Below are 21,089 nucleotides of genomic sequence, written 5' to 3'. Positions count from 1 at the left end.
TCTTTTTATGAGTTTTTCACAGGCCGGTAGATGACGTAGCTGGTCGGCGTTTCGCGGACGATGACCTGCAGGCATTGAGGTTTGTTTGATTTGGAATCGAGCAAAGCCTGGATCGAACGGTGAATTTCCCTGGCCACAACTTCCGTTGTCGGGAACTGTTCCCGGTATTCGGGGTGGTCGTTGAGCAGCGTATGGTCGTACCGGTCGTGAACGGCCTGTTTGACGGTTTTGAAATCGACCAGAAAGCCCGTTTCGTCCAGTTCGTTTCCTGCGATCGTCACATTGATTACGTACGTATGTCCGTGCATGTGCTGGCATTTGCCAGCCAGCGCGGACGGAATAAAATGCGCCGCCGACATATGAAAGTCCTTGTTCAGCTCAAACGCAAACGAATGCTGAACCTGCGGATAATATTGAAAAAGCACGCGGGTTTTACCTCCATGTTCCACCAAAGTCTTATGGATGATGCACTTTTACAATACCACGAATAACCGATTATGAAAACATCAGCCTGAGCAGCGACAGCAACATCACGCCGGTGACGACAAGACACGTAATGACGAGTTTTTTCTCCTGACGGTCGAATTGATTCATGGCTGCCCGCTCCACTTCTTTGGTTATCTCTATATTGTCATTGTACCCCGAAGATAAACGTTTCTGCAGCCGGGACCGCCTCGTTTTTGTGATCATTTCATGACAAAGTTTCCGCTTGAATCCGGTTTCATTATGTGATATATTATTATCCTGCTTTTTTCTAATATAAGGAAACTATGGAGGTAACGGACGCTTGGAACCTACGATTCAGGATGCTTTTACCGAAGAATCAGAACGGCTGGATCAAGTGCTTCATGAAATCGACTCCCAGTTAGCTTATTTGCGAAAAATTCCCGTTTACCACGGACCCGATCACACGGAGCAGGTGCTCGAATCGATCCGCGATACGAAGCGCAAGCAGCTTGCCATCGCCAGCGGAGAGCCGTATTTCGGAAGGCTCGATTTTCACGAATCCGGCAAACCCGGCCCTTCCCCGCTGTACATCGGCAAGGTCGGCGTCGACCGGGAAAACAGCGGTGAGCTGCTCGTGATCGATTGGCGGGCTCCTGTAGCCAGCTTGTTTTATTCGTTTACCGGGGGCAGCGAAACGGCCTCCTACGAAAGCCCCGAAGGTTTGATCGAGGGGCTTGTTTATTTGAAGCGCAACATCGTCATCCGCAAGCAGATTTTGCAGCGTGTTGTCGATACGTTTAACAAGGCGGACGGCGATATGTCCGTAACCGACGAGTTTTTGCTCTACCGGCTCGGCGAGAACAAGGATAACAAGCTGCGGGACATCGTTTCCACGATACAAGCCGAACAGGACCGCATCATTCGCGCCGCGAAAAATACCGCTCTCATCATCCAGGGCGTCGCCGGAAGCGGCAAAACGACCGTCGCCCTGCACCGTCTCGCCTTTCTCCTCTATCAATACCGCGAACAAATCCGTGCGGAAAAAATGATTATTTTCGCACCGAACCGGATGTTTCTCGATTACATTTCCGGCGTGCTGCCGGAGCTCGGCGTCGGTCACATCCAGCAAACGACGTTTGCCGATTGGGCATTGGAGCTTTTGGAGCATGAAGTGAAGCTGACCGATCCGGCGTCCCGGCTGAAGCTTTGGTTCGCGGTCGGTCCGGGCCGGCCGACGGTGACGCCGGAAACGCCCAGCCGTTTTAAGGGCTCCCTCGCCTTTCTGCAATGGCTGGAAAAATGCATGATCTTGTTCGAAGCGAACTTCCTTCCTCCGGCCGCATTCGTTCCTTGGGAGGGACATTCGCTGCCGGCGGAGACGATTCGGCAGTGGTATGAGGTGGAGAACAAGCATTATCCGCCGGCAAAACGCCGAGAGCGCGTGCTGGCGAGGATCAAGCGCTGGCTCGAGATGGAGCTGGATAAAATATGGGAACAGTCGCGCAAAAAAGAGCTGAAAAAGAAGTCGGCCGCGCGGCTTCGCGATTATACGAAGGCATGGACGGAGCATACGCCGTTTTCGCTCTACCGGACGCTGCTCTCTCCTGCCGAACGTCCGGTCTGGCTGCCGGAAGTGCTGCTCCGGGAGCTGCCTGAGGCCGTATACGCGAACACCGACAAGCTTTTCCGCAAAAAGCTTGTCGATCCCGACGATCTCGCTCCGCTGCTGTATTTGCGAAACCGCCTGCACGGCATCGAAGCGGAGCTGATGTTCGATCACACCGTGATCGACGAAGCTCAAGATTTCTCTCCGCTGCAGGTCGCGCTGCTGCAGCAGCATACGCGCAATCAGTCGTTTACGATTCTCGGCGATTTGTCGCAGGGCATCCACGCGTACCAGGGCATCGAAGCGTGGAGCGAATTCGAGGCGCTGTTCCCGGAAGAACAGCGCGGCTATTTCCAGCTCGAAAGGAGCTACCGCTCGACGATGGAAATCATTTATTTCGCGGACGAGGTGCTGAAACGTTCGCGCACCGATACGCCGCTCGCCGTGCCGGTGTTCCGCAGCGGCGACCCGGTTCGCCTCGTGAAGACGCCGGCCGGCGGCATGCACGAGGCGCTTGTCCGCGCCGCACGCGAGCTGCAGGCCGCGCAGGCGATTACAACCGTCGCCGTCATCGGGCGGACGGAGGACGATTGCGCGCAGCTGCACAGCGCGCTTAAAGCTGCCGGCCTCGAGGCCCATCTGATCGAGGCCGGGCAGATGAGCTACCAGGGCGGACTGTCGGTCGTGCCGGTATATTTGGCCAAAGGCCTCGAGTTCGACGCCGTGCTGATCGCGGATGTCGACAAGCGGCGCTACGAACCGACTCCGCAGGACGGCAAGCTGCTGTACGTCGGCTGTACGCGCGCGCTGCACGAGCTGCGGCTGTTTTACAGCGGCGAGCCGTCCGATCTGATCGCCGGTATCGAAGGCGACTTCGCCGTGCACGCATAAGGCCGTAAAAGGGCCGCGGACAAACCTTAAGTCCGCGGCCCTTCCCTTTTTACAGCGATTCGCGATATTTTCCGGGCGTCGTTCCTTCATATTTTTTAAATACCCGAATAAACCCGATATCGTTTGCGTAACCGACTTTGTTCGCGATTTGCGTAAACGTCAGCTTTTTGTCCTGCATCAGTTTTTTCGCCTCGTCAATGCGCACCCGCGTCAAATAATCGGTCAGGTTCATCCCCGTCTGCTTCTTGTAAAACGCCGACAAATACTGCGGCGTCAGCCCGAAATGCTCGGCGATCGTCGTCAGGCTGAGCATGTCGTCGCCGTAATGCCGTTCGATGTACGCGGCGATCCTTTCCGCAAGCTGCCGACCGTGGCTGCTGCGGCTTGCATTCAAATATTGGCACAAATCGAGGAACCAGTCGCGGATTTTCAGCTTCATCTCCTCCACCGTCGGACAAACGGACAGCTCCCTTAACGGGTCGAAGCCTGCGCCGAACACTTCGCGGTATAACGGGTCCATCGGATTGATGATTTTCCATAACGTGCTGACCATGTTGTTGAACAGGCTTCTTCCAAGCTCGGGAGTAATCCGCCGCTGACTGAAATGCGCATGGAACAAATTGCCGATCAGCTTGTCGACATTTTCCACATCGCCGCTTTTTGTGAAGTTGATCAGCTGAATTTCCGTTTCGATCGGATAATAGTAGTGGCGGTCGGCATCCGCAATTTCGCGGTAGCGAATGATTGCGCCGTGACCTCTGAACATTTTGTAGTCCAGAGCGCTGAGCGCCTCGAAATACGATTCGCAGACCCGGTCCAATCCTTCGTGCACGTCCCCGATCGCAACCGTCATATACGTTTTAAACCGCTCTTCGATAACCTGCTTGAGCCGGGCGGCGATGCTGTCCAGCTCCTGCGGCGCTTCCGCACGCCGCTCCGCGTAAAAATTGACCAGCAGAGCGATCCGGCGCTGATCCAGTTCCACCGCGTATCCCCATTGCCGCTCGCGGATCAAGTCGCCTGCAATGTTGGAAATGATAAAGCGAACGAGCGCCCACTGACGTTCCGATTGATCGGCGCTGAACCTGCTGAAATCGGCGATGTCGATCAGGATGACGGCAAAATATTCGGAGACGAGGCGAATATCCATAAACTGCAGCGACTCCTCCGTCATTCGGGAAGCGTCCACATGCCCGCGGATGAAGCGAGACAGAAAGCTCGCCCGAATGACCGGAGTTTGGCGGCTCAAAATTTTCCGAAGCTCCCGTTCCTCGTTCATGGTCATGCGAATCGTTTCCCGGATAAACTCGTATTCGTTGGCCGGCTGCCCCGTTTGCGCCGGCTTCTCCTTCTGAAGCGCGCGTACCACGGCCTGCAGCGGGGCGTAATTGCGGTGCAGCCAGAAGCTGATCGCCGCTCCGCCGCCGGCCAGGCAAATCAGGAGCAAGGTGATCATCCAATTTCTCAGCGAATTGACCCGCTCCAGATAAACCTGCTTGGGCATGACATGAACGTATTTCCAGCCATTATGCTCGGATACGGTATAAGACAGCATCATATCGACGCCGTTATCCTCGTATTCGTACGGTACGCCGCTCGCACTTACTTCCTGCAGGATCTTATCCCAGCGGAGCGACTCGCTGTTTTTCCCGGCGATAACGCGGTCCCCTCGATCAAGAATGTAAACCGAGCTTTGATTGGCGGATTCGATCTTGGACAGCATGCTGCGAACCTGGTTCATATCGAGCAAAATGACCAGCGCGCCGCGAATCTCGGATGGCTCCCCGAGGGGAAGCGTCTGAACGTAGGTGATCGTATCGAGCGTGCCGCTTGGCGTCTCGTAGGTGACAGGAAAATAATCCTGATAATGGGGGCTTCCGAGCAGCTCGCTGCGCCACGTATGAAAGCTGGTGCCGACCGGCAAATACAGCCGTTCATACAGCACATCCGCCGTTGTTTTGGCGGTCGGCAGCAAAACCGTATCGTTCGCACCGAAGTAGACATAATAGCCTTGTATGAGATCGCTTACATTTCGATACCGCGACATATGATCCGACACGAACTCGACGAATTTGTACGCATCCGCGGATTCGGCCGTTTCGGCGTTATTCATCAGCCACTGCAGCTTCGGATTCAAAGCGATCTGCTGGGACATCATCTCGACATCCCTCAGCTTACTGTCCATCACCTGGCGAAGCTGCTCCAGCATCGCCAGGTTCGCCCGGTTGGCGTTGTCCGTCATAATGTTGATGGTCTTCGTGTACAGAATCGATCCGAGGGCAAGAGGAAGCAGGAAAACGGCCAAATAGGACAATAAGAGGGTGATAAAAGCGCTTCCGCGCGGTATGCCTTTAATCCGCACCATGAACCACCCTTCCCAATTCGGTGATATATTATATTATTCTGAAAACGCCGCCGTTTTCCTGCTTTTCTTCCCTACTCCTTGAGCGCCCCGATCATGACCCCTTTGACGAAATATTTTTGCAGGAACGGATACAGCACCAGGATCGGAATCGTGGCGACCATGATTGTGGCGTATTTGATCGCTTCTCCGATCGGCATCTTATCGACACCGGACGCATCGGTCGTCATGTTGTCCGTGCTGTTCGTGATAAGAATTTCCCGCAAAATAAGCTGCAGAGGATACAGCTCGCGGTCGCGCAAATAAATCATCGCATTAAACCAGGCGTTCCAGTGGCCGACGGCGTAAAACAGCACCATGACGGCCATAACCGGAATCGACAGAGGAAGAATAATCCGCCACATCACGGTCCATTCGCTCGCTCCGTCGATTTTCGCCGACTCCTCGAGACTGACCGGCACGGCCTGGAACGAAGTGCGCATAATGATCAAATTCCATGTATTGATCGCTCCGGGAATAATCATCGCCCACGGCGTATCGGTAAGCCCCAGATTGCTGACAAGCAGGTAAGTCGGAATAAGCCCTCCCTGAAAAAACATCGTGACGACGATCATAAACATAATCGCGTTTTTAAAAAAAACGTTTCGCCGGGAAAGAAAATATGCCCCGAGCGCCGTCATAATCAGATTAAAGAATGTTCCTACGACGACATAAAACAGTGTATTCCGGTAACCGCTCAAAATGTTCGGATTGGCAAAAACGGCTTTATACGCATTTAAGCTAAAGCCGTACGGCTTCCATAACAAACCGCGGTGCTGCGCCAGCAATCCCGGATCGCTGAGCGATGAAAAGGCGACGAACAAAAACGGGTACAACGTCAAAAAACAAAGAACGATCATTGCGGTCACGTTCAGCGCATCGAACGTTTTTTCGCCTAAAGTCGGTTTGATCATCGTACTTCTCCTCCCCCCTACCATAACTTCGTCTCGCTTACCCGCTTGCTTATGCTGTTGGAGAGGACAAGCAGGGTAAAGGCGATAACGGCGTTAAATAATCCTACGGCTGCCGTGTAGCTGTAATTCGCCTCCAAAATCCCTTTGCGGTACACGAAGGTGGAGATCACATCGGCCGTATCGTAGGTCAGCGGATTGTACATGAGCAAAATTTTCTCGCTGCCGACGGACATCATCGAACCCATTTTCAAAATGAGCAAAATGATGACGGTCGGCATAATCCCCGGAATGGTGATGTGCAGCATCTGCTTCCACCGCCCCGCCCCGTCGACTTTGGCTGCTTCGTACAGTGTGGGATCGATATTCGACAGCGCGGCCAAATAGATGATGGAGCTCCAACCGACCTGCTGCCAAATGCCCGAAGAAACGTAAATGAAACGAAACCATTCCGGCTCGGACAAATACGACTTGGACGCAATGCCGAAAGAGGACAGCAGTTGGTTCACAATCCCGTCTCTGGCCAAAAAGTCGACCAGCATCCCGACCACGACGACAACCGATATAAAATGCGGCAAATAAGTGATCGTCTGAACAATCCTTTTGAAATACTGCCGGCGCAGTTCGTTCAGCAGCAGCGCGAGGACGATCGGCGCGGGAAAACCGAAAATCAGCTCATACACATTGATCAGAAGCGTGTTGCGGATTAACCGCCAAAAATAATAGCTGTTGAAAAATTCCACAAAATGATCGAAGCCGACCCACGGGCTGCCCCATATGCCGTCACCCGGGCTGTAATCTTTAAAAGCTATCTGCAAACCGTACATCGGACCGTAATCGAAAATCACGTAATACGCGATGACCGGCAAAACCATCAAATAGAGCAGCTTGTTGCGCCTTAAATCGCGGCCTATCGTCAACCATATGCTCATCTCGGAACGAGCCCGCTTCCGGGCGGCTCCTGCGGCCGTTTTGACCGTATCCATAAGGCGTACCTCCTTCGCTTGGAAAAAATCAGGGAGATGAACGGATCATCTCCCTGCCATGTGGAGTTTCCTGACAATCGGGCGTTATCGTTTGTTGTATCTTTCCAAAGCGGCCTGCTGAATTTTGGTCGCTTCCTGGATTCCCATACCTTCGATCGTTTTCACATACTTGTCGAAGTTATCGAGCGGCTCCGCGCCCATAATAAACTTGTTGAACATCTCGTCTTTGAACGTATTCACATCGTTCATGATCGAAGCGAACTTGCTGCTCTCATCCGAAGTCGGCGTGACGAGCGGCAGCTTCCTTTCGTTGGTCGGCTCCGACCAGATCCGGATCGACTCCTTCTGCTCGGGCATGGCTGCATACTGTTCCATATACCTTTTGTCCTGCACGAAAGGACCGTTGAAATTGGCGCGCACATGGCGGGCCATCGCTTGGGCTACCGACAAATCCTTAGGATTCATGATGTCGTCCGTGTAGGTCGGATAACCATTCACCATCTTATAAGAGACGCCCTCCACCCCGAAGTTAAACAGCATCATGCCTTCGTTGCTGTAGGCATAATCGAGCCATTTGGCCGTCGCTTCCGGATTCGTATTCGAGGTGGAAATCGCAGCGCCCACCGCGCCCGAGAAGTTGAACGTCTTGGCGCTCCACATTTTTTTGTCTCCCTTGTTGACGACGGGGAACGGAGCCGCCGCAAGCTTGAATCCGGGAATTTTATTTTTAACGAGCGAGGTGTAGTTGCCGATCCCCGAGCCGGTGCTCATCACGGTGGCGAACAGCTGGTTCCCCGTGATCTTCGCGTCCTTCAGCTTGCTGTCGGTGACGGCGAAATCCGGATCCAGCAGCCCTTCCTTGTACCACTTGTTCATCAATGTGAGAAACTGCTTATATTCCGGCTGAATCGGCCCGTAGCTCACTTTTCCATTGACGTGGTAAAAATCGTAATTGACGCCGAACGAGCCGAGAAACGGCACCGCTCCGCCCATATCGCCTTTGCCGATCAAGAGCGGAATTTCGTCCGGCTTGCCGTTGCCGTTCGGGTCGCTTTTCTTGATTGCCGTCAGCACGTTATACCAGTCGTCGAGCGTCTCCGGCATTTTCAGATTCAGCTTTTCCAGCCAATCTTTGCGGAGCGCGATCCCGTTGCTGACCAACAAATAATCGTCGCCGCGCAGAAACGGAAAGCTGTAAATACTGCCTTCGTCCGTCATAACCTGCTTTTTCCAATCCGGATTGGCATCCAATATTTTTTTCAAGTTGGGGGCATGTTTATCGATGATGTCGTTCAGCTTGATGATTTTTTTATCTTTGATCGCTTTCTCCGGCCCGCCGGGATACCCCGTCCAACCGTATTCGATTACATCGGGCAGTTTTTTTCCGGTAATCATCAGATTAAACTGATCTTTTTCTTGCCCTGCCGGGGGATGCTGGAATTCCACCTTCACTCCGGTCTTTTTTTGCAGCTCCTGATAAACCGTCATATCTCCGAAGCTTTTTAACGTTGCAGCTACATTGCCAGCCAAGCCGACCCAATACGTAAGCGTTTCCAATTTTGGCGGTTCTTCGACCACCTGCTTTCCGGTCGTCTTGCTCCCCGTGCCCGAACCGCTGCACCCAGCGACGAGCGACACGGACAGCAGCGCCGAGGTGCCTGTGGCGAGCCATCTTTTCCGACTGACATTTTTCATACCCCTTTTGCCTCCTTCATATAAGCTGCATGCTTGGCGACGGCCGGCAACCGGTGAAGAAGCGCCGGCTTTTCCGCTATTTCTTCATTTTACAAAGATTTCGCCATTCGGAAACCATTAAGTTTTTGCGGAATAAGCCGGGGTTAATATTTGACGTAATCCGATTTTAAGGTCGGTTATCTGAAATTAAGAATGCGTTCTCACCGTTTGACCGGCCATCAACGATAGTCCAGTTTATCGGCGGTCCGTTCCATAATACGCAAATGTACGGGCAAGTAGTAGTAATAAACGACCAAATAGACCGGTACCGAAAAAAGGGTGTGCCAATTGTTAAGCTTCATTAAACCGACAGCCACGGTTGCCCACTCGGCAAGCCCGGATAAAGACGTAAAAATCAACGTATAAAGAAGTTTATGGCGCTCCTCATAGTAATTCAAATAAATGACGGAAAAGCTCGGCGGGATAATCGAATATAGGAAAAACTCGCCGATCCCCCGCTTGTGAGGTTCTCCGACGTCGAATAAATCAAACCACACCGCAAAAACCGTATCGGTCGCCCAGACCAGTCCGGCAATGACACCGAAGGTCAGGTAGATTTCCCGCCAGTTCACGCCCCTCTTCGGCATAAATGCGACAAATAAAAGAAGAAATAGGCCAAGTACAACCGGGTACCACCAGCCGGTGCTAAAATCCATTGAATCGACGATGTCGTTTAAGTTCATACCGATTTCCTCCAAAATTACAGGGTTGATGCTTAATATTTCCAAATCACTACAAAAAATATGCGCAGCATGAAAAACCTGACGGAAGATCCCCGCCAGGTCCACATTTTAAACTATGTCACATCTGTAGAGCTTCGCGTCAGCCGTGATCTCCGATCAACTCGACGATCATTTTGCGCAGCTTGATGAACGCTTCCGAATCCTTGACACCCGGTTGATTGCGAAAACCCGGCGGCACCTGCACCTCCTGCTTGATGCGGCCGGGGTTCGCCTGCATGACGAACACGCGCTGCGATAAAAATATCGCTTCATCGATATCGTGGGTGATAAACACGACCGTCGTCTTCTCCTTCTCACAAATGTCGAGCAGCATTTCCTGCATCGAGCTTTTGGTCATCGGATCGAGCGCACCGAACGGCTCATCCATCAAAATCACCTCCGGATTGTTGGCAAGCGCCCGGGCGATGGCCACCCGCTGCTTCATCCCGCCGGACAGCTCCTTCGGATACGATTTCGCGAACGGCGTCAGCTTCACCAGCTCCATGAAGCGGTCGGCGATCGCCCTTTTTTCAAATAAGTCGACGCCCTTCAGCGTCAGGCCGAATTCGATGTTTTGCCGGACCGTCAGCCAAGGGAACAGCGTGTACGACTGGAACACCATGCCCCGGTCGCTTCCCGGCCCATCGATCTCGCGCCCGGATATGAGCAGCTGCCCCTCCGTCGATTCCTCCAGCCCGGCCAAAATCCGCAGCAGCGACGATTTGCCGCAGCCCGAAGGGCCAACGAAGCTGACAAATTCGTTCTGCTTCACGTCGAAGGACACATGATCAAGCGCGAGAAAGGACGATTTTTTTCCGGTATATACTTTCGTGAGGCCGCTGGCTTCAATTTTTACAGGAGCGGCATATGACTCCGGATATGCTTGAACTGCATGCAGCATCAATTATCGCACCCCTTCCAGCCATGGGAAAAACCGTTTGTGGCAATAGGCGAACATGCGATCGGTAATCAACCCGAGCAGACCGATGACGATGATGCCGACAAAAATAATGTCGGTGTTCAGAAACCGCTGCGCTTTCATAATCGCAAAACCGAGTCCGCTGCTTGCCGCAACCAGCTCGGCTACGACCAAATACGTCCACGCCCAGCCGAGCACAAGGCGCAGCGTGTTCATCAAATCCGGCATCAGGGCCGGAATGAGCACACGCTCGAACACCTGCCATCTTTTGGCCCCCATCGTATAAGACACCTGCAGCAAATCGTTCGACACCGCTCTCGCGTTGTCCGCCACCATCAATACCAATTGGAAAAAGCACCCAACGAAAATAACCAGCACCTTCGCCGTTTCCCCGATGCCCGCCCATACCATGATAAGCGGAACGAACGCCGTCGCTGGCATATAGCGGATAAATTCCGTCGGCGGTACGATCAGCGCTTCCGCCAAACGGAAGGTCCCGGCGGCGATGCCGAGCGGAATGCCGATCAGGCACGCCAGCAAGAAACCCATGCTGACGCGAAACACGCTGATTCCCACATGATCCCAGAAAGCGCCGCTCGCCATCTGTTCCACAAACCGGGCGAAAACCTGATCCGGAGTCGGCATAAAGGTACGCTCAACGAGCTGCCCGTAGCTGAGAACAGCCCATAAAACAAGCAGCAGCACGAACGCGCCGGCCACCCCGCCGGAATACCACGATTTGCTTATTTCTTCGCGGATTTGAAATAGCCGGGGCCTTTTTTTCTTCATTCCTTTCACCTCCGGGTTTATTTGCCGCGTTCCTTGGCGACTTCTTCAATAAAATGCCCGTCCAGCACCGGTTTCAGATCCGGTACTTTGGACAGCATGTCAAGCCCCTTCAAAAATTCGGCTGTTTTCTGTCCGGTATATTGCAAGGATTGGAAGTCGCTGCCGCTTTGAAACGCCTTGCGATTATCTTCGATGCCGAATATTTTCACGCTCTGCACGCTTTTTTTATATTCATCAAGCGGAGTTTCCGCCGCCTTGGCCATGATGGCCAACGACTCCTCCGGATTTTTTTGCCAGTAATCCAAAGCGTCGAACCAGGCGTTCACGATCTTTTTCACATCGTCCGGCCTGTTTTTCACCACATCTTCGCGAAACACGAGCAGGTCGGGAATGAGACCGGGCGTATCCTTCGAGGAAAACAGCAGCTTGCCCTTCCCTTCTTCGATCGCTTTGCTCAAAAATGGCTCCCACAACACCGCTGCATCGAGCTTGCCGGATATAAATGCGGGACCCGCGTCGTTGACAGTCATGTTCGTAAAGCTTACATCTTTTTCTTTAAGCCCTTCCTTTTCCAGCGCGGTCAGCATCAGCAGATGATCGACGGTGCCGAGCTCGGTTGCGATTTTTTTGCCTTTCAATTCCTTGATCGAGTTTATATCCGGCCTTACGACGATCCCGTCCCCTCCCGCCGAGTTGTCGTTGACAAGCACGGCTTTCACCGGGATTCCTTTGCTCGCCGGCGCAAGCGTATCGCTGAGCGTCTGGCTGTTTGCATCCACCTTGCCGGCGGCCAATGCGGCAAGCGAATCGCTGTATACCGGAAACCATACCAGTTCGGCATTAACTCCGTTTTTCTCGAAAAAGCCTTTCTCCTTCACAAGGTACCAGACAAACCAACCCGGCCAGGGACTTAACGCGATTTTGATCGCCCCCGGCTTCCCGGCGCCACCGGAAACCACCGGACTGCCGGCTTCCTTTGTCTGAGTGCCGCAGCCTCCCAGCACGAAAGCTAACGCAAGAAGTAAACAAACCGATGACAACAACCCTTTTTTCATCTCAATCCCTCCCGAAATTATGACACTAAAAAGAAAAAACCCGAGAGAGATATCGTGAAAAAGATATCCTCCCGGGCTTTTGTCCCTCCGTGTGCACGATGACGCATCGTGTGTCTTCTCTTGGACCAGACCGGCTTTGGATAACCGCGGAACCCTAGATGACATGATGTATGCTGTTAACGTCATGATACAACGTGATTTTCGTTTATGTCAATATAGCTAACACATAAATTTTTCAAAACTAATTTTTGATGTGACATTTTAACATAGATCCTTTTCAAACAAATTTAATTATGTTATATTATCTAACATATATTTGGCTGCGCAGCCTGGTTTTTATGTGATAATTCGTAACACAAAAATGCAAAACGCTTGTTTTCTAGGGTTCCGCGGTCTGCAAGCAGCCGGACAGGTCCGAGAGAAAACGCACGGCACAAGCCGTGTTCACGGAGGGATAAAAGCCCGGGAGATCATCTGAACAAGATATCTCGCCGGGTTTTTCATATTTTTCCGATATAACCCGCTCAAAGGAGTGTCCCCCATGAGAGAAGAAACGTCATTCCGAAAAACGCTATCTTTATTCCAGGTTGTCTATTTGGGGCTCGCCTGGATGACGCCGATGATTTATTTTTCGATTTACGGCATCGCTTACGAAACGTCCGGCGGCATGCTCAGCCAAGCCTATTTACTGGCCTTTATTGCCATTTTCTTTACAGCCTACAGCTACGGAGTGATGTCCAAAACGTTCTCCGCCTCCGGCTCCGCTTATACATATGCCAAAAAAAGCATTCATCCCGTCTTGGGTTATCTGGTCGGATGGGCACTGCTTCTGGACTACTTCTTCTCGCCGCTAATCGCGTGTTTGACGTTCGGACTGTATATTCACGCGCAATTTCCATCTGTCCCCGCCTACGTTTGGATCATATTGCTGAATGCCGTGCTGGCCGCCGTCAATATTATAGGCATCAAATTTTCGGCCAATCTCAGCAGGCTGTTCGTATGGGTTCAAATCGGATTCATCGCCGTCTTTTGCGGGTTTCTGATCAATAATATAAGCGGCGGTGTGCAGCCGTTGGAAACGTTCGCCGCTTCCGGCGTGCCCTTCTCGACAATACTGTCCGGCGCATCGATCATCTGCTTTTCATTTCTCGGCTTCGACTCGATCACGACGATGTCGGAAGAGACGGTGAATGCCGGCAAAACGATCCCGAGAGCGATTATGATTATTATTTTCTCGGCGGTTATCCTGTATTTGACCCCGTCTATTTTGACGCAGCTCGTTTACCCTCATGTCACCTTTGCCAACATCGATTCCGCCGGGCTGGAAATCGTCAGGCTCGTCGGCGGTTCGGCTCTAGCCTCCTTGTTCACCGTCGTGCTGATCATGGCGATTTTTACGCAAGGCCTATCGTCCGTCACCTGCGTTTCCCGGCTTCTTTACGTGATGGGACGGGAATCGATCCTGCCGAAGCGTTTCTTCGGTTCGCTGCACCCGCGGCTCAATACGCCCGTATTTAATATCGTGCTGGTCAGCGCCGTATCGCTGCTCGCACTCGTCGTCAATCTGGACACCGCCGTCAAATTCGTCAATTTCGGCGCTTTGAGCGCCTTTGTCGTTGTCAATTTATGTGTCATCGCTCAGCTGTATATTAAAGAAAAACGCCGCTCCTTCAAGCAAACGTGGCTGTATCTGATTTTCCCGTTGACGGGCGCGGGATTTATCGGCTGGCTGCTGTCCCTGCTCGATAAAGACGCGCTGCTCATGGGAGGCGTCTGGCTGCTCATCGGAATCGCTTATCATGTCCTCAAAAGCAGATTAAATCGTCCTTTGTCTAATTCGGACAGCACGATTCCTGTAAAGCCTGCCTCCGGAATGGAATCGTGACGGAAAAAGGCGGCCGATAGCTTTGAATTTCAAAGCTGTCTGCTGCCTTTTTCAATTTCATGAGCCGTTAACCGCGAGTTTCCGGGATTCATTTACGACAGGGGCGGCACCCTTGCCGGCGAAGCTTCGGATGGCGGACAGGCGGGGCATGCCGCAGCATCGCGGCGAACACGTCGGCCCACTGACCGTCTCTTAGCGTGCAAACCCGCGACTGCCGGTCGACACGGAGCGCTTTAGCCAGCTTGGCAATTTGCGGTGGCGTAAAAACGCCAGCAAGCGCTGTAAACAGCGGCTGATGCGGGCTGCGCAAGGCGTATGCGGCGAGAGCGGCGAATTTAGCCAGCAAATGCGCGGGAATAAGCGGCTGTTCTCTGCGGCTTATCGTTAAGATGGCGGTATCTACAGCGGGCGGAGGCGAAAATGCGCTCCTTTCCACCGTCCTCACGACACGAAATTCGTAGAGCATGCGCCAGGAGAGCAGTCGCGGGTTGGCGGATGGAGCTTCCGTAAACCGCCGGGCGGCCCCTTTCTCAACGATCAGGACGGCACGGCGCAGCGGCGCGTCCGGTTTGCCGAGCAGCTTCTCGAGTATCGGCGTCGTAATCGAAAACGGGATATTGGCCACTACAGAAAACGGCTGTTTCGGAAGCTTGCTTTGCAAAAAGTCGCATTCCTGAACCCGAATGTTCGGGATCCCCCCTGTCTTGTCTATAAGCTTGCGGACAAAGGCGGGATCGTTTTCGATTGCGAGCACACGGGCGGCTTTTTCAGCTAAAGGAATTGAAATGGTTCCTGTTCCTGCGCCGATGTCGAGAACAGTCTCATGGGGCGTGATACCGGCGAGTTGTATCATATCCCTGACCACTCGGCCGTTAATCAGCAGATGCTGTGCCGAGAAATTGCCGGGAGAGCACGACGCTCCCCGGTACGTATGATTGATTTTTGACACAAAAAAGCACCTCGTTCATTCGTTTTTGGGAATGAAAAAGGCGCAGATCAAATAAACCCTTCCTTAATTCAAAAAAAATGGAGGGTTTACCGAATCTGCGCCGTCATTACCTTATACGAATGAAAAAGATGCCATTGTAATACACGAGCGATGCTCCTCCTTAAGCGAAAAAAGCGGTGAATCGTTTTCATTATAGCGCTCCCGGCCTAAGAACACAATTCCGGGAGAACGAAAATGGTAAAATCGAATCGGGTTCTCAACGATACTGTAGAAGTGCACCGGTCGCCCGCTGAAAATGTGAGGGAGCGACCGGTGTATCTATGGCTGACGGTCGTCAGCCTGCCGGAAAGACGTTGCGCCAGCCTCCGGCCGCGGTAATATCCTCCGCATGCGCCGCCGCGTACGCCTCGCAGATGAAGCCGGGCACCTCGCGGCCGTCGGACAGCTCGACTTTGCCGATGCCGAGCGGCGAGGGAATCAAAGCGGCGAAGCGGCCGAAGCTGGCCAGCGGCATCTCCCACAGCTCCAGCGAAACCGCGGCACCTCCGGCCGGCCTTTTGATCAGCCCCGGCTTGGCCGGAGTCGTAGGCAGCCTGACCAGTTGGTATTTCGCGGCCGTCGACGCTTCGCAGACGAAGCGGGCGCCGCATTCGCGCATCTGCTTCTCAAGCGGATACCCGCGCATATGAAGGCCGCAGACGGCGACCAAAGTCGTTTCCGGAACGGCGGGTTCTCCCGCGTTTTCCGCCGTTGCCGGGGTTGCAAGCTGTATTTCCGCTCCCTTCACGAACAAACCCGCGGCTCCCCAGATAAGCGATTCGCTGTCGGCAAGGCCGAACAGCGTAATGCCGAACGGAAGATCGTGCGCAGCATCGTCTGAAGGTACGGCAACGGCGCACAAATCAAGCAGGTTGCAATGGTTCGTGTAACGGCCCATCGCGCTGTTCGTCGCCACCGGGTCCTGCCGCACCTGCTCGCGCGTCCAAGTGCCGCCGCATGTCGGCATCGCCAGCACCGCTCCTTCCAGCAGCTGTTTCGCCTGCAGCTTGAACGACTGCAGCTTGTGCATCGCCCGAAAGAGAGAAGCTGCCGAATGCTCCGGTGCGGCTCCTGAGCGCAGGATGCGCTCGGTAACCGGAAACGCCGCTCCCGGGTGCGCTTCGATGAATCCGCCGACGGCGGCCCATCGCTCGGCTACCCACGGTCCTTCGTAAAGAATGGCCGCCGCTTCATCGAACATCCGGCCGTCGATATATTCTAGAGGCAAGCCGAGCCCTTGCAGCCGTTCCACAGCCGCATGCCATGCTTTCCGGTATTCGTCCGCGTAAGGGCCGAAAAACACCGGCGGCTCCGCAGGCAAGCATATTTTCTCAGGCAGCTTGGGCTCGTGCCGGGGCACGAAGCGGGACCGAGGGTCGGCGGCATGCTCCCCGCGCGCAACGAGGTCGACGGTCGCTGCGTCCTCCAGACTGTTCGCGAACACGGTGATGCAGTCCAAACTCGCGCAAGCGGGGACTAGCCCTTTCACCGGCCATGCGCCGATGCTTGGTTTGAAGCCGACAAGCCGATTGAGCGCCGCGGGAATGCGGCCGGAGCCCGCCGTATCGGTGCCAAGCGAGAAGGCCGCCTGGCCGCGGGCGACGGCAACGGCGGAGCCCGAGCTGGATCCGCCGCTGATCAGCTCGCCGCGCAGCGAATTATGCGTTTCGCCGTATGGGCTTCTTGTACCGACAAGGCCGGTGGCGAATTGGTCGAGATTCGCTTTGCCGACCGGGATCGCTCCCGCGGCGACAAGGCGCTCGACCACAGCGGCATGTTCGTCCGGCGTATACGCGAATTCGGCGCAGCTCGCGGTTGTCGGCACTCCCGCGACGTCGATATTGTCCTTGACGGCGAACGGGATGCCCCAAAGAGGCGCATCCGCCGGATCCATTTCATTCAGCCGCTCGATATAAGGCATAAGCATATCCATTGAGGGTGGAGCGATCCAAATGTTCATCGCCGCGTCCTGTTCCGCCCTGCGGACGATCTCGCGGACGACTTCCAAAGGCGTGATTTCTTCCCTATCATACATTTCGCGGAGCAAGACGATAGTCAGCTCGCGGGGCAGCACGTTCTCATTCATGCCGGAAGCGCCTCCTTCTCCTCGGTCGTTTTGGTCAAAATCGCGATCAGCTGTCCAGCGCTCACTTGATCGCCGGGCTTTACATTCACGGATTGCACGATACCGTCGCAAGGGGAAACCATCGGAAATTCCATTTTCATGCTTTCCTCGATGATGAGCGTCTCGCCTTTCTTCACCCGCTGGCCGGGGGCCGCAAGCACCTTCCAAACGCTGCCCGGCATCGTGCAGCGCACGCCCTCCGCCCCTTCCGGAACGTCCTCCTCAGGAGTTTCCTTGGCCGCCTCGGTCTCCGATACGTATTCGGCGAGTCCGAGCGCTCTCCAGCTTTCCCGCTCCGCCTGAAAAGCTGTCTGCTGCTGCGTTCGGAATGCATCCGCGCTGTCCCGGATCGATTCGAGGAACTGCAAATATTCGCCGAGATCAAACGTCGTCTCCGTAATATCCGCCTCAAACCGTCCCCGCAAGAAATCTTCGCGCAGCCTGAGCAGTTCGTCCGCCTCCACCGGATAAAAGCGGATCTGGTCAAAGAACCGCAGCAGCCAAGGTTGGCCAGGCTTAAAGCTTTCCGTCGGGCGCAGCCGGTTCCACATCTGGATCGTTCGCCCGACAAACTGGTAGCCGCCGGGCCCTTCCATCCCATACACGCACATATAAGCTCCGCCGATGCCGACGGCGTTTTCAGGAGTCCAAGTCCGTGCCGGGTTGTATTTCGTCGTCACCAGCCGGTGCCTCGGGTCGAGCGGCGTCGCTACAGGGGCTCCCAGGTAGACGTCGCCGAGCCCCATGACCAAATAGTTTGCATCGAAGACGATCCGTTTGACGTCCTCGATATCGGCAAGCCCGTTAATGCGGCGAATGAATTCGAGATTGCTCGGGCACCACGGCGCGTCAGGACGCACCGTTTGCTGATAACGCTGGATCGCCAGCCGGGTCGCCGGATCGTCCCAGGACAGCGGCAGTCGCACGATGCGTGAAGGCACGCGCATCGACTCGAGCGGCGGGAGGCTGCGGTCCAGCTCCAGAATGCGACGGCAAGCTTCGCTCACAGTCATCCGCGAGCGGTCGATGTGAATCTGCAGCGAGCGGATGCCCGGCGTCAGATCGAGCACGGGAATCGCATCGCTGTCCTTGATCGCCTGCATGAGCGCGTGCACCTGGAAGCGCAGCTGCAGATCCAGCTCCATCGGGCCATATTCGACCAGCACGTTTTCGTCGCCGCTGCAGCGGATCGAAATCGGAAACCGACGATCGTTCTCTTCCTGAACGAGCAAAGGGTAGTTCGGCGTAAACGACGCGGCAGGCTTAGTCATCATCGCAGCTGCAGTACGTGAAAGGCCGGATCTGCGGCCCTCTCCCACCTCGGATAAAAACTGCTCCTGTGCGCTGCGCAGCTCATCGGCCTCCTCCAACGCAAGGAGCCGGAAGCGGACCGTATCGCCCGGATGCAGCTGGCCGATTTTCCAAAACTCGGCCGACGCCGTCGTCACCGGACAGACGAAACCGCCGAGACTGGGCCCGTCGGGCCCGAGCAAAATCGGCATGTCTCCGGTCAGGTCCAATGTGCCGATCGCATACGCGTTATCGTGGATGTTCGACGGATGAAGGCCCGCCTCCCCACCGTCCTGGCGCGTCCAATGCGGCGCCGGCCCGATCAGGCGCACGCCGGTGCGCGAGCTGTTAAAATGCACCTCCCAGCCTGTTTCCGTCAGCTGCTGCAAATAATCCGGCTGCAAAAACTCCGTCGTGCAGTGCGGTCCCGGAATGACGCCGATCGTCCATTCCCGCGCCATCGCCGATCTATCTTCGGCGGCCAGTCCCGCCATGTGCTGCGGCGCTTTGCCTTCGTTCACGCCAAGCACGTCTCCTACCCTCAAGGCGCGCCCCCCGTGACCGCCGAAGCCGCCAAGCGTAAATGTTGCCGAGCTGCCGAGAATTTTCGGCATATCGAAGCCTCCGGCAACGAGCAAATACGCGCGCATTCCCGTCTTTGCTTCGCCGAAGCTCAGCACCTGCCCGCGGCCGGCATAAACCGGCTCGCACATCGGCACCGGCGCATCGTCCAGCTTCGCCTCCATATCGGCGCCGGTCAGGCAAAACCACATGCCCGAGCGGAATTTGTACGAGCCGCCGCGCAGCGTCAGCTCGAGCCCGCTTGCACTTTCGCTGTTGCCGAGCAGCATGTTGCCGAGTCGGAACGAATGCGGGTCCATCGGTCCGCACGGCGGCACACCAACGTCCCAGTGGCCGACTCGGCCCGGCCAATCCTGCACGGTTGTCTGCACGCCGCCGTCCAGCACCTCAAGCGCTCTTTCCTCCGGCTCAAAGCCGTTTAGCATCTGCGTGTATACGCTGCCTTCACGGCAATCCTTCTCGTTCAGCAGCGCCTGCAAATACTGCAGGTTGGTCGTGACACCGTATATTCGCGTACCTTGCAAAGCGCGAATCAGCTTATCGATCGCCTCCTGCCTCGTTTCGCCGTGAACGATGATTTTCGCCAGCATCGGGTCGTATAACGTCGTGACGTTCAAACCGTCCCTGACCCACGTTTCGATCCGCGCCCCGTCCGCAAACTGCACCCGGTCAAGCTGGCCGGCACTGGGGCGGAACTGCTGCAGGCAATCCTCCGCGTAAATCCGTGCCTGAATGCTGTGTCCCCGTGGCTCCCGCAGTTGCGCCCGCAAGTTCGTCAGCTCATCCGCAGCTTCGCGGACCATCCATTCGACAAGGTCGACGCCGAGCACCTCTTCGGTAACGCCGTGCTCGACCTGCAGCCGCGTATTCACTTCCAGGAAATAAAATTCCTGCGACTGTGCGTCATACAGAAATTCCACCGTACCGGCGCTTCGGTAGCCGACCTCTGCAGCCAGCGCACGCGCAGCTTCGAGCATCGCCTCGCGCACACGTTGCGGAAAATTCGGCGCCGGGCTTTCTTCGATGACCTTCTGGTTGCGCCGCTGGATCGAACAGTCCCGCTCGCCCAAAGTAACGATCTCGCCGAACCCGTTGCCGAAAATTTGCACCTCGACATGCCGCGCTCTCGCGATGTACTTTTCCAAAAACACCCCGCCGTTTTTAAAGTTCGTCTCCGCCAAATGGCGCACTCCGTCGAAAGCGGCGCGAAGCGCAGCCTCGTCGGTACAGACGCGCATGCCGATGCCGCCGCCGCCGGCGGTGCTTTTTAGGATAACCGGATATCCGATGCGCGCCGCTTCACCGAGCGCCTCCTCAAGCTCCGCGATGAGCGCCGTACCCGGCAGCATCGGCACTCCCGCCTTGACGGCGATTTCCCGCGCCGAATGCTTGAGGCCGAACTGCTCCATTTGCTCCGGAGTCGGGCCGATAAACGCGATCCCCTTCCTGCGGCAGGCCCGGGCGAAGTCGGGATTTTCGCTGAGGAAGCCGTACCCCGGATGGATCGCTTCCGCTCCGGTTTCCGCCGCCTTTTGCAGGATAAGCTCCGCATTCAAATAGCTGTCTTTGGCCGGCCCTTCGCCGATCAAAAGAGCTTCGTCCGCCAGATCCACATGCAGGCTGTCTTGGTCGGCCTTCGTATAGACGGCTACTGAAGCGATGCCGAGCCTGCGCAGCGTGCGTTCAATCCGCACCGCGATCGCTCCGCGGTTGGCAATGAGCACTTTTTTAAACATAAAACCCTCTCCCCGGCTGAAT

Annotated in this window: 14 protein-coding genes and 2 riboswitches; of the genes, 2 read left to right on the top strand and 12 right to left on the bottom strand. The window is 55.1% G+C overall.

The window, feature by feature from the left end:
• Positions 1-5: 5 nt before the first annotated feature.
• A complete protein-coding gene (queD, locus tag MYS68_RS09965; protein WP_248925695.1) occupies positions 6-425 on the bottom strand; it encodes a 6-carboxytetrahydropterin synthase QueD in 420 nt (139 codons plus the stop codon).
• Positions 426-787: 362 nt separating this feature from the next.
• Here queD and MYS68_RS09960 point away from each other — a divergent pair, with 362 nt between their 5' ends.
• A complete protein-coding gene (locus MYS68_RS09960) occupies positions 788-2,944 on the top strand; it encodes a HelD family protein (RefSeq protein ID WP_248925694.1) in 2,157 nt (718 codons plus the stop codon).
• 49 nt (positions 2,945-2,993) lie between these two features.
• Here the strand turns inward: MYS68_RS09960 and MYS68_RS09955 are convergent, their stop codons facing one another.
• The 8 genes from MYS68_RS09955 to MYS68_RS09920 form a co-directional block, all read right to left on the bottom strand.
• Complete coding sequence (locus tag MYS68_RS09955; RefSeq protein WP_248925693.1) at positions 2,994-5,309, bottom strand: helix-turn-helix domain-containing protein; 2,316 nt, start codon at positions 5,307-5,309, stop codon at positions 2,994-2,996.
• A gap of 71 nt (positions 5,310-5,380) precedes the next feature.
• Entirely contained in the window at positions 5,381-6,259 is an 879-nt protein-coding gene (locus tag MYS68_RS09950) for a carbohydrate ABC transporter permease (protein ID WP_248925692.1), read from the bottom strand.
• A gap of 17 nt (positions 6,260-6,276) precedes the next feature.
• Positions 6,277-7,242, bottom strand: a complete 966-nt coding sequence (locus tag MYS68_RS09945) for an ABC transporter permease (protein WP_420852105.1) — start codon at positions 7,240-7,242, stop codon at positions 6,277-6,279.
• A gap of 84 nt (positions 7,243-7,326) precedes the next feature.
• Complete coding sequence (locus MYS68_RS09940) at positions 7,327-8,937, bottom strand: extracellular solute-binding protein (protein WP_248925691.1); 1,611 nt, start codon at positions 8,935-8,937, stop codon at positions 7,327-7,329.
• Positions 8,938-9,155: 218 nt separating this feature from the next.
• Positions 9,156-9,659 carry a hypothetical protein gene (locus tag MYS68_RS09935; RefSeq protein WP_248925690.1) on the bottom strand — a complete coding sequence of 168 codons (504 nt, stop codon included), beginning with the start codon at positions 9,657-9,659 and terminating at the stop codon, positions 9,156-9,158.
• A gap of 139 nt (positions 9,660-9,798) precedes the next feature.
• Positions 9,799-10,599 (bottom strand): ABC transporter ATP-binding protein, encoded by an 801-nt coding sequence (locus MYS68_RS09930; RefSeq protein WP_248930863.1) that lies wholly within the window; start codon positions 10,597-10,599, stop codon positions 9,799-9,801.
• A 3-nt stretch (positions 10,600-10,602) separates the two neighbouring features.
• Positions 10,603-11,406 (bottom strand): ABC transporter permease, encoded by an 804-nt coding sequence (locus tag MYS68_RS09925; RefSeq protein ID WP_248925689.1) that lies wholly within the window; start codon positions 11,404-11,406, stop codon positions 10,603-10,605.
• A gap of 17 nt (positions 11,407-11,423) precedes the next feature.
• On the bottom strand, positions 11,424-12,461 hold the full coding sequence (locus MYS68_RS09920; protein ID WP_248925688.1) for an ABC transporter substrate-binding protein: 1,038 nt from the start codon (positions 12,459-12,461) through the stop codon (positions 11,424-11,426).
• 66 nt (positions 12,462-12,527) lie between these two features.
• Positions 12,528-12,630, bottom strand: a riboswitch (guanidine-I (ykkC/yxkD leader).
• A 199-nt stretch (positions 12,631-12,829) separates the two neighbouring features.
• A riboswitch (guanidine-I (ykkC/yxkD leader) is annotated at positions 12,830-12,932 on the top strand.
• A gap of 70 nt (positions 12,933-13,002) precedes the next feature.
• Here MYS68_RS09920 and MYS68_RS09915 point away from each other — a divergent pair.
• Positions 13,003-14,346 carry an APC family permease gene (locus MYS68_RS09915; RefSeq protein ID WP_248925687.1) on the top strand — a complete coding sequence of 448 codons (1,344 nt, stop codon included), beginning with the start codon at positions 13,003-13,005 and terminating at the stop codon, positions 14,344-14,346.
• A gap of 88 nt (positions 14,347-14,434) precedes the next feature.
• On the opposite strand, the gene erm is transcribed toward MYS68_RS09915, so the two are convergent.
• From erm to uca, 3 genes are all read right to left on the bottom strand, one after another.
• Entirely contained in the window at positions 14,435-15,295 is an 861-nt protein-coding gene (erm, locus tag MYS68_RS09910; protein ID WP_248925686.1) for a 23S ribosomal RNA methyltransferase Erm, read from the bottom strand.
• A 334-nt stretch (positions 15,296-15,629) separates the two neighbouring features.
• Positions 15,630-17,420 (bottom strand): allophanate hydrolase, encoded by a 1,791-nt coding sequence (gene atzF / locus MYS68_RS09905; protein WP_248925685.1) that lies wholly within the window; start codon positions 17,418-17,420, stop codon positions 15,630-15,632.
• Positions 17,417-21,067: an urea carboxylase gene (gene uca / locus MYS68_RS09900; RefSeq protein WP_248925684.1), complete on the bottom strand. Its 3,651-nt coding sequence runs from the start codon at positions 21,065-21,067 to the stop codon at positions 17,417-17,419. Before uca ends, atzF begins: the two co-directional genes overlap by 4 nt.
• Between the last annotated feature and the right edge of the window lie 22 nt (positions 21,068-21,089).

Origin of the sequence: Paenibacillus hamazuiensis (genome assembly GCF_023276405.1) — a bacterium.
GTDB lineage: Bacteria > Bacillota > Bacilli > Paenibacillales > NBRC-103111 > Paenibacillus_AF > Paenibacillus_AF hamazuiensis.
The sequence above is the reverse complement of the archived record's forward strand: the minus strand, read 5'-3'. Positions and strand labels throughout refer to the sequence as shown.

What these genes read in the sequence shown, in the direction of transcription:
- MYS68_RS09930 (WP_248930863.1), bottom strand. Translation starts at nt 10,599, where the DNA reads ATGCTGCATGCAGTTCAAGCATATCCGGAGTCATATGCCGCTCCTGTA.
- MYS68_RS09920 (WP_248925688.1), bottom strand. Translation starts at nt 12,461, where the DNA reads ATGAAAAAAGGGTTGTTGTCATCGGTTTGTTTACTTCTTGCGTTAGCT.
- MYS68_RS09940 (WP_248925691.1), bottom strand. Translation starts at nt 8,937, where the DNA reads ATGAAAAATGTCAGTCGGAAAAGATGGCTCGCCACAGGCACCTCGGCG.
- atzF (WP_248925685.1), bottom strand. Translation starts at nt 17,420, where the DNA reads ATGAATGAGAACGTGCTGCCCCGCGAGCTGACTATCGTCTTGCTCCGC.
- MYS68_RS09915 (WP_248925687.1), top strand. Translation starts at nt 13,003, where the DNA reads ATGAGAGAAGAAACGTCATTCCGAAAAACGCTATCTTTATTCCAGGTT.
- MYS68_RS09945 (WP_420852105.1), bottom strand. Translation starts at nt 7,242, where the DNA reads ATGGATACGGTCAAAACGGCCGCAGGAGCCGCCCGGAAGCGGGCTCGT.
- MYS68_RS09950 (WP_248925692.1), bottom strand. Translation starts at nt 6,259, where the DNA reads ATGATCAAACCGACTTTAGGCGAAAAAACGTTCGATGCGCTGAACGTG.
- MYS68_RS09935 (WP_248925690.1), bottom strand. Translation starts at nt 9,659, where the DNA reads ATGAACTTAAACGACATCGTCGATTCAATGGATTTTAGCACCGGCTGG.
- MYS68_RS09925 (WP_248925689.1), bottom strand. Translation starts at nt 11,406, where the DNA reads ATGAAGAAAAAAAGGCCCCGGCTATTTCAAATCCGCGAAGAAATAAGC.
- MYS68_RS09955 (WP_248925693.1), bottom strand. Translation starts at nt 5,309, where the DNA reads ATGGTGCGGATTAAAGGCATACCGCGCGGAAGCGCTTTTATCACCCTC.
- uca (WP_248925684.1), bottom strand. Translation starts at nt 21,067, where the DNA reads ATGTTTAAAAAAGTGCTCATTGCCAACCGCGGAGCGATCGCGGTGCGG.